The sequence below is a fragment of the Streptomyces sp. 35G-GA-8 genome, from assembly GCF_023534745.1.
GTDB lineage: Bacteria > Actinomycetota > Actinomycetes > Streptomycetales > Streptomycetaceae > Streptomyces.
In genome coordinates this window covers 276287-292009 of record NZ_JAMHJQ010000012.1, presented here as the reverse complement: position 1 = coordinate 292009, position 15723 = coordinate 276287, and the positions used below count along the sequence as shown (strand labels likewise).

General features: G+C 69.7%; 11 protein-coding genes. 7 read left to right on the top strand and 4 right to left on the bottom strand.

Annotated elements, in window-relative coordinates; genetic code table 11:
* Nucleotides 1-54: 54 nt before the first annotated feature.
* A complete protein-coding gene (locus M1203_RS27580; protein ID WP_249952504.1) occupies nucleotides 55-678 on the bottom strand; it encodes a TetR/AcrR family transcriptional regulator in 624 nt (207 codons plus the stop codon).
* A 101-nt stretch (nucleotides 679-779) separates the two neighbouring features.
* Between M1203_RS27580 and M1203_RS27575 the strand changes: the two genes are divergently transcribed.
* Nucleotides 780-1529, top strand: coding sequence for an SDR family NAD(P)-dependent oxidoreductase (locus tag M1203_RS27575; protein WP_249952503.1), 750 nt, complete (start codon nucleotides 780-782; stop codon nucleotides 1527-1529).
* Nucleotides 1526-2632, top strand: coding sequence for an FAD-dependent monooxygenase (locus M1203_RS27570; RefSeq protein ID WP_249952502.1), 1107 nt, complete (start codon nucleotides 1526-1528; stop codon nucleotides 2630-2632). The genes M1203_RS27575 and M1203_RS27570 overlap by 4 nt, the downstream gene beginning before the upstream one ends.
* Before the next feature lie 62 nt (nucleotides 2633-2694).
* Here the strand turns inward: M1203_RS27570 and M1203_RS27565 are convergent, their stop codons facing one another.
* Nucleotides 2695-7071, bottom strand: coding sequence for a trypsin-like peptidase domain-containing protein (locus M1203_RS27565; RefSeq protein WP_249952501.1), 4377 nt, complete (start codon nucleotides 7069-7071; stop codon nucleotides 2695-2697).
* Nucleotides 7052-7414: a CU044_2847 family protein gene (locus M1203_RS27560; RefSeq protein ID WP_249952500.1), complete on the bottom strand. Its 363-nt coding sequence runs from the start codon at nucleotides 7412-7414 to the stop codon at nucleotides 7052-7054. Before M1203_RS27560 ends, M1203_RS27565 begins: the two co-directional genes overlap by 20 nt.
* Before the next feature lie 454 nt (nucleotides 7415-7868).
* On the opposite strand from M1203_RS27560, the gene M1203_RS27555 reads away from it, so the two are divergent.
* Both M1203_RS27555 and M1203_RS27550 read left to right on the top strand, forming a co-directional pair.
* On the top strand, nucleotides 7869-9149 hold the full coding sequence (locus tag M1203_RS27555) for a nitrous oxide reductase family maturation protein NosD (protein WP_249952499.1): 1281 nt from the start codon (nucleotides 7869-7871) through the stop codon (nucleotides 9147-9149).
* A gap of 166 nt (nucleotides 9150-9315) precedes the next feature.
* On the top strand, nucleotides 9316-10035 hold the full coding sequence (locus tag M1203_RS27550) for a TetR/AcrR family transcriptional regulator (protein ID WP_249952498.1): 720 nt from the start codon (nucleotides 9316-9318) through the stop codon (nucleotides 10033-10035).
* 91 nt (nucleotides 10036-10126) lie between these two features.
* On the opposite strand, the gene M1203_RS38820 is transcribed toward M1203_RS27550, so the two are convergent.
* Nucleotides 10127-11308, bottom strand: a complete 1182-nt coding sequence (locus M1203_RS38820) for a CdaR family transcriptional regulator (RefSeq protein ID WP_283959068.1) — start codon at nucleotides 11306-11308, stop codon at nucleotides 10127-10129.
* 342 nt (nucleotides 11309-11650) lie between these two features.
* Here M1203_RS38820 and M1203_RS27540 point away from each other — a divergent pair, with 342 nt between their 5' ends.
* From M1203_RS27540 to M1203_RS27530, 3 genes are read left to right on the top strand one after another with little or no spacing between them, the layout of a single operon-like run.
* Nucleotides 11651-12349, top strand: coding sequence for a 2Fe-2S iron-sulfur cluster-binding protein (locus M1203_RS27540; RefSeq protein ID WP_308404914.1), 699 nt, complete (start codon nucleotides 11651-11653; stop codon nucleotides 12347-12349).
* Nucleotides 12349-13320, top strand: a complete 972-nt coding sequence (locus tag M1203_RS27535; protein WP_249952497.1) for a xanthine dehydrogenase family protein subunit M — start codon at nucleotides 12349-12351, stop codon at nucleotides 13318-13320. Before M1203_RS27540 ends, M1203_RS27535 begins: the two co-directional genes overlap by 1 nt.
* A 1-nt stretch (nucleotide 13321) precedes the next feature.
* A complete protein-coding gene (locus M1203_RS27530) occupies nucleotides 13322-15526 on the top strand; it encodes a xanthine dehydrogenase family protein molybdopterin-binding subunit (RefSeq protein WP_249952496.1) in 2205 nt (734 codons plus the stop codon).
* The last annotated feature ends 197 nt before the right edge of the window (nucleotides 15527-15723 follow it).

Below are 15723 nucleotides of genomic sequence, written 5' to 3'. Positions count from 1 at the left end.
CCGAGTTGAAAGAGGGTCCGCGGCAAGGAGACTCGTATATGCGACGAGCGAGCCTCAGTCGCGCGGCCGTTCCTCGCCTCCCTGGTCAGAACGGCAGACGATGCCGTTGAGCGACGTGAGCAGGGTTGCGGCGGACGTCGGCTCGCCGTCGATCTCGATGACGTTCTGCATCAAGAACGTGCCCAGGCTCATCGCGATCAGGGCGCGTGCCGCGGACCTCGCCGACTCCTCGTCGAGATCCGCCCACCGACGGGCGAAAGCGCTCAGGATGTCCAGGAGCTCGGCGGTGTGATGGCGCTGGGACTCCCGCAGACCGGGGTTGTGGACCACCTCGGCCCACACCTGAAGCATGAACGGCGCGGTGGACGTCGAAGCGCCGTCTGTCAGCAGGGTGCGATGGATCAGGTCGATGACCTCGGCCGGCCCCGGCGCCGGGTCAGCGTCGGCAGCCTCGCGCAGGGCGCGGAGAACGGGCGCCATCGCGGTCTCGGCCAGCTCTCTGATGATCGCGTCCTTGCCGTCGAAGTAGCGGTAGACCCCGCCGGCGGACATGCCCGCCTCGGCACAGATGTCAGGCATCGAGGTGGTGTGGAAGCCGTGAGTGGCGAAGCGGCGGCGCGCGGCCGCGAGGATGGACGCGCGTCGTTGGGCGAGGTACTCCGGCGTGACCTGAGGCATGCCACTCAATATAGAACGATCTTTCGTCTTGACGCACGCCCCTGCCGGGAGGAGACTTCAAATCGAAAGATCATTCATTTTTCTTGTCCAAGGAGTCGAACATGACCACTCACACCCCGGGACGTGTCGCCCTGATCACCGGCGGCGGCACCGGAATCGGCCGCGCGACGGCCTGCCAACTCGCCGAAGCGGGCTGGCGGGTGATCGTGGCGGGCCGCCGGGAGGCACCGCTCGCCGAGCTCGCCGCGGAGCACCCGGCCATCGACTACCGCGTCGCGGACATTGCCGACCAGGCGCGGGCCGACCGGCTGGTCGAGGAGGCCGCAGCCGCGCACGGCAGGCTGGACGCACTGGTCAACAACGCCGGCGCGCTCAGCCCTCTGCAACTATCCGGCCTCGACGCCCAGGCGCTGGGCAACCTGTTCGCGATCAACGTCTTCGCACCGTCCTATCTGGTGAGCGCGGCAGTGAAGCATCTGTCCGCCTCGGGCGGCAGCATCGTGAACGTCAGCAGTGCGGTCGCGCAGCGCCCGAATGCCCAGGGCGCCTTCTACGGCGCGTCCAAGGCCGCCGTCGACTATCTGACCCGGTCGTGGGCCGCCGGGCTGGCCGAGCAGGGCATCCGGGTCAACGCGGTCTCCCCGGGCCCCACCGAGACCCCGATCCTCTCGTCGGTGCTGCCCCCGGAGGCGGTGGAGGCGGTCAAGGCGCGGGAGGCGGCCTCGCTGCCGCTGAAGCGTCGTGGCACGGCCGATGAGGTCGCCCGTTGGATCGTCGCGCTCGCCGACCCGGCCTCGGCCTGGGTGACCGGTCAGGTGATCGCCGTCGACGGCGGGATGGCGGTCGCGTGAGGCGCCGCATCCTGATCGTCGGTGCCGGACTCACCGGTCTCGCCCTGGCCAACGGGCTGCGCCGGGCCCGCGACGTCGAGGTCACCATCGTCGAGCAGGCACCGGTCATCGCTGAGGCGGGCTGGGCGATCGTGCTCGCGGAGCGGCATCTCGACGCCCTTCGCCGGCTCGGTCTGGACCCGGCGGAGCTGTCCGCCGACCTGCTCAGCCATGTCGTCATATTCGACCCGGACACCTCCGTCCCGGTTGCCATGGCCGGGATGGGCGGCCGGATCACGGCCCGCTCCGCGCTGCAGATGTGGCTTTACGAACCGGTCCGCGACCAGGTGCGCACCGGCATCTCGCCGGTCGCGATAGCCGATCGCGGCGCATTGGTGGAAGCGGAGTTCAGCGACGGCAGCAGGGGCGAGTTCGACGCGGTCGTGGCCGCCGACGGCATCGACTCCTGGACGCGACGCACCGTCCTGGGCGGTCCGGAGGCCGGCTATGCGGGCAGCGCCGTCCTGCGCTTCCAGGTCCCCAACATCGACGGCCTCGACGTCACGTCGATGACGAGCGACGGGTCCTTGGGCTACTTCCTCATGGATGGCGGCAGGACGCTGAACGCCACCGTGTTCCTGCCCGGCGAGCCCGACAATCACCGGGATCACCCGCTCGCCGGCCTCGCCGAGCGCCATCGCGGCCTGCGTGGTCCGCTGCGCAGTCTCGTCCAGGCCATGCGCACCGAACCCGTCGGCTACTACGCCAACATCCGCCAGGTGGTGACCGACCGGTGGACCAGCGGCCGGGTCACCCTCGTCGGCGACGCCGCACACGCGATGAGCCCCCGGCTCGGCCAAGGCGCGGGCGTGGGCCTGCGGGACGCCGCGACGCTTACCGAGCTCCTCACGCTGCCCGACCTGCCCGTCCCGGCCGCGCTGGCCGGCTTCGCCGCGATCCGGATGCCAGAGGCGCACCGCGTCCAGAGGCAGTCGCACGCGGCCACCGTACGGGTCGGGCAACGCGGCGCGGCGCTCGGCTTCCAGGCCGCCGCGGCGGACCTGGGTACGGCGCGATCCGTTCCGCGGGACCGGGGCGAGTTCCAGGAATCCGTCATCGTGTGAGCGGTGCGTCCGACACCGGGTGCGTCGGAGAGGGCCGGCACCGTGGAACGGGCGCCGGTCGCTCATCGTGGTGAGACGCCGGTGCACGGAGGTTCCGGTGGGGTTCCCGGCGGGAGGAGACGGTTCCGCTCGCTGTCGGTGTAGTCGCGGCTCGCGGCTGCGCACAACCGCCGGAACCACGCGTCGGCGCTCACGATGTAGGACTGGCGCCAGCCGGCGTATTCCTTGATCAGCTGGTTCCCGAGAAGGATGCGTGTGCCGCCCAGGACGTCAATCACGGGGACAGCGCCGGCTCGGGCGCCCGTATCCGCGTCCCTCAGCTCGATGACGTCCGTCTCCGTGATCACCATGCCTTCGTCGGTCATGCCGATGAGTTCGGTGTACGGAGAAGTTGGAATGCGCGGACCGCTGGTTCTCTGCTCGTCCACATTCCAGCGCTGGAGATACCCATCCTCGTGCTGCACCACCAGTTCCTCACCGTCGGTCGAGAAGGCCATACTCGGGCCGTCGCCGACATCAAGAGGCGGGGTGATCTTGTCGCCGGACAGGACACCGGTCTGTTTGCGTTCCCGGACATTCCACAGCAGCACCGTGCCCTGCCCCATACCGTTCCTGGTCACCGCCGCGACCTCGTGCGGGTGACCCGGGCGGGCGAGGAGCCGGCCGTACGGGGCGAACCGCTCGGCAGGGTCAACCCGCGTACTGTCCACCTTCAGTGGCGTCCCCGTTTGCACGCCGCGCTCCGGGTCCACCCGCAACAGAGCGCCGCCCACGGTCAGCACAGCGGCATCGCCGCCCTCCAGCGGAGCCACCGCGTCAATCATGCCCCGAGGCTTGCCCGTGTCCGGGCCGGCGTCCAGGGACACGTCCGTTCGCCGGGTCAGGTCGTCGGCGTCGTACGCGGCCAGCCGCGTCCCCTCCGGCTGCCAGAGCAGGAGCTGTGCGGAATGCTCCGTCCACGCGACGTGCCAGTTCAGGTCGGGCTGGTCGGTAGGGGGCAGTGCGGCTGTCTCATGGCCACCACGCACACTGTCCTCCACCTCAAGCCTGCTGCTGTCGAGCACCCGTGCCACACGCCGCCCGTCGGGCGACATCGCGGCGTGGTCCACGAGGAGGTGTCTATCCCGGTCGGTCGTCACGACGCCGGGCTCCGCCGCGGTGGTCATCAGCGTGTCCCCGACCGCGGCCAGTACCGTCACGCCGCCGCCCTCCTGTGGTACGGCGGCGACTTTCGGGTCCGCGTCAATGTCGTTCGGTACCCGAGTCCGGTAGGTGTCGCCGGTGGGAAGGCGAGTCAGGGCGATCTCGCTGTAGCTCTCCTTGCCCGAATCCTCGACCCGTTTGTCCTCCATCAGATAAGAGCCCGTGGTATCTGTCAGCACAGCTCCGCTCGGCATCAAGGAGGATGTCCCCGTGGCGATTTCGTGGACATACACGTAGGGATCGTTCCCTCCCGCCTTCCGCCGCTCCCGCTGCTCGACGACATACGCGCCGCCGCCGAGCGACATGCTCCCACCGGAGGCCGTTTCAGCGATCTTCCGTACTGTACGACCCGTGCGGAGCTCGAGTATCGTTGCTCGATCGGTCGTGGTCACGCTGTTGTCGCTACTGTCGTAATCTTCGTAGCGCATCACCATCACCACGGTGTTGGGGTCCCGCCCGAACGCGACTTCTTCCGGCGAGTATCCGGACGCCGGGACTACATCGTCAGACACAGGTAGCTGTTCGCCGCTGTCCACACTCCAGACGTCCAGGAACGCCTGGCGCCCTTCATCCTCCGGCTGCGATTTATTGTAGTGGAGCAGCCGCAGGAGACGGCCGCTGTCCGCGCTGAAGTCAACCGAAGAAGCGGTCACGACACGCTCGCCCGTTGCGCGGCCCGTGAGAACCATGGGTTCCTCGTTCGGTCCCTTCAGATTCCACAGACGTACGCTGCCGTCCTCCGTGGCCACCGCGTAGTGGCGGCCGTCCGGGCTGACGGCGCCCGTGGACTCCCCTTCGGGCAGGCCGCGCAGCCTGTAATGGCGGGGGGTCTCGCTGAGCGCTCCGGTGATCACCGACGCCTCAAGCGGGTCGTCGCCCGCCGGGTCGGAGTGCACTACCAGGGTCCGGCCGTCCGGTGTCGCGTCAAGCGACTTCACCGGGCCCCGCCACAGGCCGGCATGGATGCCGCGCAGATACTGGCCGCGAACGTACTGCCGCAGCAGTGCCTCCCTGGCCTCAGGCGTCTGCTCGGTGTGCCAGGCGGCCAGCGCCAACTGCACAGCCGTGGACGGGTTGTGCTCGGTCTGGAGGTCCGACTCGGCGGCGAGCGTCCGGGAAGCGAGGGTGCGCAGTTTGGCCTCGGTGTCACGCTGACTGCTCTCCGCGCGCACGGCCAGCGCTGCCGCGGCCATGACGAGGGTCAGGAGTGCCGCCGCCGCGGCCTGCCACCGTCGGACGCCGCGCCGCTCATGCCGCATGCCGGCTTTGACGTAGGCGCGTTCACCGACGGTGACCTCCTCGGGCCGGCGCTCCACCCAGTCCACCGCTGTGGCGAGCACCCGCCCGCGCAGCAGGCCTCCCGTGTCCTTGCCTTGTTCCTCCCACCGCGCCATGTCCCGTCGCACCTGTTCTTGCCACTCGCGGAACTCCCTGCTGCTCGTCAGCCAGTCGCGCAGCCGGGGCCACAGTCGGATGAGCGCCTCATGCGCGAGGTCGACGATCTCCGTGCCCTCGGGCGTCCGGGCGAAGATCACCAGCTTTCCGGGCGCGAGGCGGCGCGCGAGTGCCATCAGGGGAGCGCCGAGGTCGGCGACCGGGGTGGCCCGGCGCGTGAAGCCGCCGCGATCGTCCGGCCGGGCCAACTGGGCGAACAGCCGCTGGGCCACGGACTCCTGGCCCGCCGGTACATGTGTGCTGATGACGTCTTCCGCGTAGCCGACCAGTGCCCCCGCAACGCCGCCGAGTTCCTGGTAGGCGGCGTGCGTGAGCATCGACTGCTCCCGCTTCTCCCACAGCCGGGTCAGTGTGAACTCGACCAGCGGCATGCGCCCCGGCTCGTCACCGGCGTCCTCGACGATGCGTTCCGCCAGCCCCGGCTCCAGCCACACCCCCGGTACGGCGTCGATGGGCCCGGTGACAGCGCGGAGCAGGCCGTCGGCGGCGAGCGGGGTGAGGAACAGCACTCCGTCACTGAGCGCGTCGGATGTCCGGGGCGTCGCCAGGGCCTCAAGGGAGCCGGAGCGCGCGGTGGCCACCACGCGCAGGCCGTTCCCGTGTTCGGCACCGGCGCCCGCCTCCGGCGCTCCGGCGACCGTGGCCAGCAGCGTGAACAGCTCTCGTGCGGCGGCCGGTTCGGCACCGGCGTACTCCTCCAGCTGATCGACGAAGAGGAGGTGTCCGCCCGCTCCGCCCGCTCCGCCCCGCGCCCGCAACGCGGCCCGCAGTCCGGCGGCCGTCTCGTCGACTCGCCCGCCGCGCAACCCCTCGCGCAGCAGTCCCGCGAGCTCTTCCGCCCTGCTCAGCCTGGCGACCTCGCCGCTCTCCGGCTCCAGTACGGGCACCACCGCCTGCGCGAGAACCGTCTCCGGAAGTACACCCGGGACGGGACGCAGAACGGTCACGGTCGTTCCGGCGGCCCGTAACGCGGGCAGCAGCCCGGCGCGGACCAGTGAGGACTTCCCGCAACCGGACGGGCCGGCCAGCACGGTGAGCGGGCGCAGCGCGACCGCCTTCCGCAGCCGTTCCGTGTCGTCCTCCCGTCCGTGGAAGAACTTCGCGTCCTCTTCCTCGAACACCGCCAACCCCCGGAACGGGCACTGCGGGCGCAGCACTTCCTCGTCCACCAGGGCGGCGGACGGCACCAGATAGGCGGTCCCGCCCAGTCGGCCGCGTCCCGCGGCCACGGTCATCCCGATGACGCCGCCTTGCGCGTCGTCCCACACGGCTGCGCCGCTGAACCCCGCCTCGATGCGCGCGCCGCCGGGCCCGGCGTCCATCTGGACCCAGCCCGTGCCTTGTGCGGCCCGGAGTGTTCCGGACGCCCACACCCCGTGCTCGGCACCGTCAGGGAAGCCGTACGCACGGAACGCGTGCCCCCACACCGCGGTCCCGTCCACCAGCGGCACCGGCCGCGCGACCGGAACCGGCCGCTCCAGACGCAGCAGCGCCACATCACCGCTGTCGTCATCCCGGACCGGCTTCCAGGAAACGACCTCCGCGCGAACCGCGGGCATCACCCCGTCCGCGTCGCGCAGGAGCGGGAACTCCACGACGACGGTGTCGTCCGGAGCCCGGCCGACGTCCCTGGGCAACCCCAAGGCGTCGGTGACCACATGCGCGCATGTGCACACGATGTCGGAGGCCACGAGGAAGCCGGCCCCGGCCGCGCCGCCGCCTGCCGCCCGGATCCGGACCAGCCCGGATCCGAGCGCTCCCTCACTCCGTGGAGTCGGCATGCGGCTCACCCGTGCGCTCGCGTCCGTCCCAGTTCAGCGTCACCGTGAAGTTGGCCTCGGTGGCCGCCTTGGCGACCACGACCCCGGCCTCCGCCGACAGCTTGATACCGAACTCGACGGTGACGGAGTCGGGACGCAGCTCCATGTCCCGTACAGTCCGGGCCACTTCCTCCAACGCGGGGCGCACATGGGTGAGCGCTTCCCGCAAGGTTTCGGCGGAGCCACGGACGACGTCGGATGCCGGCCTGTGACCCACCCGGTCGATTCCGCCGGCGTCCAGCCCGTCGACCTCTACACGTAAGGCGGTCCCGTCACCGAGCCGCATTTCCCCGATCCCCGTCATCCTGCCTACCCCCTGGGCGATCCCGGACGCTCCGGTCCTCAACCTGCGAAGCACATTAGGACGTGCCTGAGAAACGCATCAAGTACATGTGGGGGCAACGAAATTGCCCCGACCGCCCGGCGGAACCGCACCTACGCGGATGCCTCCGCCCTCCCAACCTGAGGCGCTTGACCCTCACATGGCGTCAGGCCGCATAGTCGGTCGACAGGGAGCTTGTGGCACGGGCGAGGGGATTGAAGGTGACACCGGGGGAGCAACCGGAAGGCCGCGCTACAGCTGACCGATTCGGCCAACTTTCGCACATATTAGGCCATCCTTTACCTTTTCATTTCCTGCGGGATGCTTTCGCTTGACGCTGAGCGGAAGGCGGGCCGTCCGCCTCGTCGCACCCCTCAAGGGTCCGAGCCTGGCCCGTGAGGCTGTCCGGCAACGCTGTGGCAGAAGGAGTCTCGACATGATCCGCCTTTCCAGGGCCCTGTCTTCAGGGTGGTTCGCAGCGGTGGGGGCCACCGCGCTCATCAGCCTGTCGACGCCCGCGCAGGCCGCGCAGGCCGCGCACGCAGTGCAACTCTCCTGCGGTCAGACCGTCACGACCAGCGTCGTTCTCGACGCCGACCTGCTCGACTGCCCCGGCGACGGCTTGATCGTCGGCAGTGGCGGCATCACGATCGACATCAACGGACACGCCGTCGACGGCGTCGGCCTGGGCATCGGGATCCGCAACGACGGTTTCGATGACGTCACCATCACCAACAGCAGCAGCACACCCGCCGGGGTGCAGGAGTTCGACCACGGAGTACAGCTCAATCCCGGCACGTTGCGCAATGTCGTCGAAGAACTCACCATCCAGAGCAACGAATTCTCCGGCGTCGAACTCGACAGCGCCAGCAACAACCAGGTACGCGACAACCTCATCGAACGGCAGGCCCAGAGGGGAGTCGCGATAATCGCCGGGGCGAGCGACAACGTGATCGTCGACAACACGATCACCACCAACCAGGGCGAGGGCGTCTTCGTCCAGAACTCCGTCGACAACCGCCTCGAAGGCAACCAGATCACCGGCAGCGGAGACACCGGCCTGATCCTTGAAGGCTCCAGCCGCAACACCCTGCTGACCAACACCCTCGGCGACAGCAGCGACGGCGCGATCGTCCTCCAGCTCGGCTCGAACGACAACCTCGTCCAGAGCAACTCGTTCGCCCGGAACGCGGATGCCGGACTGACCGTCTCCGATTCCACCGGCAACCGCATCCTGTCCAACGCGCTCCAGGGCAGCGGCGACAGCGGAATCGTCCTCCAGTCGTCCCACGGCAGCACGGTCACCGGCAACGACGTCAGCGGAAACACCGGCGGCATCGAGTTGAGTTACTCCGACAACAACCTGATCCGGTCGAACATCGCGAACGACACCACCGGGGACGGGATCAGTCTGTCGCACTCACTCAACAACTACCTGGAGCTCAACCAGGCCAACGGCAACAGCTCACGGGGCATCTATGTCGACGGAGAAGCGGCGCCCGGGGCAGGCAACCAGCTGATTCGCAACACCACCAACGCCAACCAGGGCGATGGCATCCATGTCTCGAAAGCCACTCACACCATCCAGGGCAACACCGCGCGCGACAACGACAGCTGGGGCATCTTCGCCGACCCGGGCAACGTCGACGGCGGATCCAACCTGGCCGGCGGCAACGCCGAATCCGCCCAGTGCACGGGCGTCGTCTGCACCCCCTGAGATCCGATGCACCCCCTGAGATCCGATGGCCAGGGGCCCCGCAGGTCGGGTCGCTCACACGGGCCCCGCGCACAAGGCGTGTGCGAAGAGCCACGCCCTGTGTGCGGCCGGCGGCGTCGCCATACGCGCGGAACGCGCCAGGACGCTGGGTTCCTATCATGGGGGTGTGCTGGACAGTCGAGCTGAATTCCAACGTGCCCGCCGCCCCGGAGAGATCGAGGCCAGGCGGTCGGCGATCCTGGACGCTGCTCGCGGCATGCTGCTCGACCGCCCCCTTTCCGACATCAGCCTGCGCGAACTTGCCGCCGAGGTGGGGCTGGCCAAGTCGAACGTGCTGCGCTACTTCGAAAGCCGCGAGGCGATCTTCCTCGAACTGCTCGACGCGGCGTGGCAGTCCTGGCTGGAAGGGCTCGGCACGCGGCTGCGAGATCCGCTGCCGACCGATGGCACTCCCTTCGCGCGCGAGTGGGCGGTCGCCGCGGAGGTCGCCGACAGTCTGGTCGCCCGGCCGATGCTCTGCGAACTGCTGAGTGCGATGGCTGCCGTACTGGAGCGCAACATCTCGCTGGAGTTCACCCGCGAGTTCAAGCGCAAGGCCACGGCGAACAACGATCGGCTCGCGTCGCTGGTGGCCGGGCAGCTGCCCCACCTTCCGCGGGCCACGGTCCTGCGCTTCGCCAGTACGGTACTCGTCATGGTCGCGGGGATGTGGCCGTTCGCCAATCCCACCGAGAACGTCGACGTGGTGAGCCGGGAGATGGGGTTCCCGCCGGCCAAGGAGAAATTCGCCGTCGGCCTGCGGGAGGGTCTCGCCACGCAGCTCATCGGACTGGCCGCACAGACCGAGACGGTCCGCGCCCCGCAGGTGCCGCCACCGACGCGGTGATCGCGAGCGCCGCGGCACCCGGGTGCCGCGGCGCCCGAGGCCGGCTGGTGACCCGGCCGTTTCGGTCAGCGTCTGAGGTCAGCGCCTGAGGTCAGCGTCTGAGGTGGGCGTGCAGTCCCATGAGCAGCTGGGCCGATGACCTGGGGTCTGTCACGGAGAGTCCGGTCAGTTCCTCGATCCGGCGCAGGCGGTACCTGACCGTGTTGCGGTGGCAGAAGAGGGCGCCGGCGGCGCCGGCGGTCGACCCGCCTGCCGCGAACCAGCAGTCCAGCGTGGTGAGCAGGGTGTCGCGCTCGATCTCGGGAAGTGCCAGGACGCTGTGCAGCAACTCCTCGGTCACCTCGATCGCGGTGTCGGGCGCACTGGCGACGAGGGTCGCCAGCGGGTCCTCTCCGTACCGGGCGACTCCGGTCCCGGCGGTGGGAACCGTGCCAAGGGCGATCAGGGCCTGGCGGCGGGCGGCGGGGGCGTCGACGACGTCTCGGAAGCCCCGGCTGACGCCGATGCGCCACCCCGGCTCCGGTCGCAGGATGTCCTGGAGCCCGCGCACGCGCTGCGCCGTCCCAACATCGGCGAGGCATACGGAAACGATGTGGTCCAGCCGCCACAGCACACGGAACGCGTGCGGATCGGCAAGGGCCATCCGGGCGGACAGCGGCGTCCGGCCGTGCTCGACGACAGCGATCTGAAAGCGGCCGTAGCGGGGGAGCCCCAGGTTCTGCGCGGCTCTCGCCTGCCGGCCGACGTCCGGCAGGCCCAGGAGGATGTCGAGGAGTTCGTCGCGCTCTGTCTGGGAGTCGCGGACGCGCGCGGACAGGGAGTCGACGTATCCGGCGCGCATCTCGTCGGACATGGTGCTGAGCGTGGCCCAGAATCGGGTCGCCTCGGCCAGCAGGGCGTTGGTGCCCTCGGCGTTCTCCCGTGGGATCCGGCGAGTGAGTTCCTCCCAGACGTACTGGATTCCGAGTCGCACCGCGTTCAGCAGGGCGGTCAGCGGTACTCCCTGGTCGGCCCTGCGCCGTCCCAGCGCGCGCAGGGCTTCGAGATCGAGTGGCGCCTCGCCGGTCAGATGGAGCAGGAAGTTCTCCAGGTGGGCGGTCACGGCCTCCCGTCTCTCGTTCGTGTCCACGACCGACGCCCCGGAGACTTCGCTCTCGGCGGTGGTGACCCGGGTGCCCAGCTCGGCGGCCATGACGTCCAGCTCGGCGAGAGCGGACCTGGCCGCAGCGGCGACTATGACGGACGGTGCTTCGGCAGACAGGTGGGGGAGCATGCGGTTACCTCCGGCGTCCACCCCAGATTAACAGACCAGTGGGCCGATATTGCCTCGCGTGACCTCCGGTGGCCGAGGCGTACGCGGATGCCGAGGCCGGCATCCGGGTCGATACGGCGTGGTGTCGGCGGCGCGCAGGTCCCCGGCACAAACGAGGAGGGCTATCCGACGCCCACCGCACATGGAGCGGCCGCGCGGGGGCGGCCAGACTGAGACGGCCGGTGATCAAGTGCCACACGGTGGGGGTCACCAACCCCCAACCCGTCGGCGTACACGCGCCGTTGCGCACCGGCCCGCTCACGGTCCGGACCCGTTGACGGAGACACCCTGCCGGCGGACGAGGTGCCCACATCCGACCTCGGACGGTTCGCCGGCCTGCCCAGCAGAGAGGCCAGCTCCATGACGCCGCACGAGCACGAACGGTCCGCCCCCTCCGCCGGTGTGTCGAGACGCGGATTCATCGGCCGCACCACGGCGGTCGGGGTCGGCGCCGGAGTACTGCTGCGGACGCCCGAGGCGATAGCCGCTCCCGCCGCCCCCACTCCCGTGGACCGGACCCCCGCCGCGCCCGACACCGACGTGGTGCTGCGGGTGAACGGTGTGGCGCATGAGGTCGCTGTCGACAATCGGGCGACGTTGCTGGACACATTGCGCGAGCGGTTGCGTGTGACCGGCCCGAAGAAGGGTTGTGATCGCGGCCAGTGTGGTGCGTGCACGGTGCATGTCGACGGTCGGGCCGTGCTGTCGTGTCTGACGTTGGCGGTGTCGGTGGACGGCGGTGAGGTGACGACGGTGGAGGGGCTCGCGGAAGGTGAGGCCCTGCATCCGGTGCAGCGGGCGTTCATCGACACCGACGCGTTCCAGTGCGGGTTCTGTACGCCGGGGCAGATCATGTCCGCGGTGGCGTTGGTGGAGCGGGGTCCCTTGGGTTCGGACGAGGACATCCGTGAGTTCATGTCGGGGAACATCTGCCGGTGTGCCGCGTATCCGCACATCGTGCAGGCCGTGAAGCAGGCCGGGGCGCCCGGTAAGGGGCTGTGATGCGCGGTTTCGAATGGGCTGAGCCGGATACGGTGGACGGTGCGCTGGAGGCGGCGGGTGGGGAGACTGCGTACCTCGCCGGGGGGACCACTCTCGTCGACCTGATGAAGCTCCAGGTCATGAACCCCTCGCGGGTCGTGGCCGTCAACCGGCTGCCGCTGGGCGGCATCCGTGTGGACAGCGAGGGCCTGCACCTGGGGGCACTGGCCCGGATGAGCGAAGTGGCGGAGCACCCCGAGGTGGTGCGCGGGTATCCGGTGATCAGCCGGGCTCTGCTGCTGAGTGCTTCACAGCAGTTGCGGAACATGGCGAGCATGGGCGGCAATCTGCTCCAGCGCACCCGCTGCCCCTACTTCCGGGACGTCGCCAAGGCCTGCAACAAGCGCGCTCCCGGCAGTGGATGCGCCGCGCTGGACGGGTTCAACCGCACCCACGCCATTCTCGGCACCAGCTCCCACTGCGTGGCCACGCACGCCAGTGACGTAGCCGTGGCGCTGATCGCCCTCGACGCCACGGTGCACCTGCGCGGCGCGGCCGGAAGCCGCACGGTACAACTCGCGTCGCTCTACCGGACACCGGGCAGCACACCCCATGTCGAGAATACGCTGCGCCCCGGCGAACTGATCACCGGGATCACCGTCCCGCCGCTGGCCTGGGCCCGTAACTCCACGTATCTGAAGATCCGTGACCGGCAGTCCTACGAGTTCGCCCTGACATCGGCGGCCGTGGCCCTGAAGACCCGCGGCCGGCGCATCGAGGACGCGAGGGTGGCCGTCGGCGGGGTCGGCACGATGCCGTGGCGGCTGCCCGAGGTGGAGGCCGCGCTCAGGGGCAAGGTGGCGGGGGCCCGGACCTTCGAGGACGCGGCCGCCCACGCGACCGAGGGCGCCCGGCCCTTGTCCCACAACGCGTTCAAGATCCCGTTGCTGCGCCGGACCCTGGTCCGGGCCCTGCTCAGCCTGGAGGCGTGAGATGGCCGGAGGGACCATAGGCCGCCCGCAGAACCGGGTGGACGGACCGCTCAAGGTCAGTGGCCGTGCCGACTACGGCGCGGACTTCACCTACGCCGGGCTCGTCCATGGATATGTGGTCACCAGCACCATCGCGAACGGCACGATCCGATCCATGGACACCGCGGCCGCCGAGCGCTCACCGGGCGTGGTCGCCGTCTACACCCCGTTCAACGCCTTCACGATTCACGCGGTGCCGGGTCTCAGAGCGCCGGTGCAGGACACGACGGTCTCCTACCACGGCCAGGCCATCGGACTTGTGGTCGCCGAGACCTTCGAGCAGGCCCGTGCCGCGGCGTTCGCGATCACCGTGGACTACGAGCGGCGGACGCCGGCGATCTCACTCGACGAGGAGTCCGGCAATGCCCGCCCGATCCCGCCCGTCATGGGCATCCCACCGGTCGTCACCATGCTCGCCGACGGAGTCTCCTCCATCGAGGAGGCACTGAGCGACAGTCAGGTCACCGTCTCGGGCACCTATGTCACCGCGGCCCAGGCGCACACCGCGATGGAGCCCTACTCGGCCGTGGTGACCTGGGACGACGGGCGGTTCACCGTGCACAACGGCACCCAGGGCGTCGGCACCCAGGCTGCGCTGCTCGGCCGGGCACTCGGCGTCGACGCCACGGACATCCATGGCGTGAACCCGTACGTGGGCGGATCCTTCGGAGGCAAGTACCGCCCCAACGCGGAGGTGCAGCTCGCCGCCGGCGCCGCACGCGCCCTGCGCCGCCCCGTGAAACTGGTGCTGACCAGGGAGCAGTCCTTCACCGGAACCGTGATCCGTCCCGCCACCCGGCAGGAGGTGTCCCTGGGCGCCACGCCCGACGGCACCCTCACCGCCATACGGCACCACGCGCTGGCGGGCGGACTGGCGAACGGAGCCACGGCCGAGATGAGCGCGCAGCGCACCAGCCTGAGTTGGTACGCGGTGCCCAACCTGGATGTGCGCCAGACCGCTGTCCTGCTGAACACGCCCGACCCCACGATCATGCGGGCGCCGGGCGAGGCCACCGGCTCCTTCGCGCTGGAGTCGGCGATGGACGAACTGGCCCTCGCTCTGCGCATGGATCCGGTGGAACTGCGGATCAAGAACAACGCGACCGTGCACCCATACTCCAAACTCCCCTTCTCCAGCAAGCACCTGGTCGAGTGCTACCGCGAGGGTGCCCATCGCTTCGGCTGGGCCCGGCGTGCCACACGCCCGCGATCGGTGATCGACGGCGAGTGGTACGTGGGCATGGGGATGGCGACCTCGGTGTATCCCGGCTTCCGTAACCAGGCCACGGTCAAGGTGGGACTGCGCGCGGACGGCACGGCGCTCGTCTCCTGCGACACGGCCGACCTCGGCACCGGGATGTGGACCGTGCTTCCCGTCGTCGCCGCCGAGTCGCTCGGGCTGCCTGTTCGCCGTATCGAACCGCGGCTCGGCGACTCCGACCTCAGCTCGACGGGGAGCGTCGGCGGATCCTGCGGCGTGGTGACGGTCGGGCCCGCCATCATGGAGGCGGCACGCAACGCCGTGGCCGCACTGCTGAAGCTGGCCACCGATGAACCCGGTTCACCCTTCCACGGCACGGACGTGGCGGATCTGCGCTACGACAGCGGCAGGGTCGTGGGACCGCGGTTCGCGATGGACTTCGACGACTTGCTGGAGGCCGTCGGGCGCTCGCGTGTGGAGGCCCTGGGCACGACGGTTCCCGGTGATGAGGCCGAGCACTATGTCTTCGACTCGTTCGGCGCGCAGTTCGTGGAAGCACGGGTCAACCGGTGGACCGGCGAGATCCGGGTGTCCCGGGCGCTGGGGGTGATGGACGCCGGCCGTATCGTCAACCCCAAGACCGCGCGCAGCCAGATCATGGGCGGCATGATCTGGGGCATCTCCGCAGCCCTGCACGAAGGGCTGCACATGGACGACTCGGGTCACTTCGTCAACGGAGACCTGGCGAACTATCTGGTTCCCGTGAACGCGGACGTACCGGAGGTGGACGTGCACTTCCTGGACTACCCCGACACCCGCTACAACCCGCTGGGCAGCCGTGGCATCGGTGAGTTGGGTGTCGTCGGCACGGCCGCGGCCGTCGCCAACGCCGTCCACAACGCGACCGGCATCAGGCTCCGAGAGCTGCCGATCGCCCTGGAGCATGTCCTCGCGGGCCTCGACTGAGCATCGGGAGACCTTCGGGTGACAGGCCGTCAGGTAACAGAGCCGTCGGGTGACAGGCCGAACCCCTGCCGCGGTTCCGTGGCTCGGGTTCGCCGCTCGGCTCACGGTGACGGTTGCCCGTGTTCTCCCGCACAAGGCGCGGACCGCGGAGCGCGACCTGTGCACATTGAGCGGGGCCAGGGTGTCGGCCACGCTTG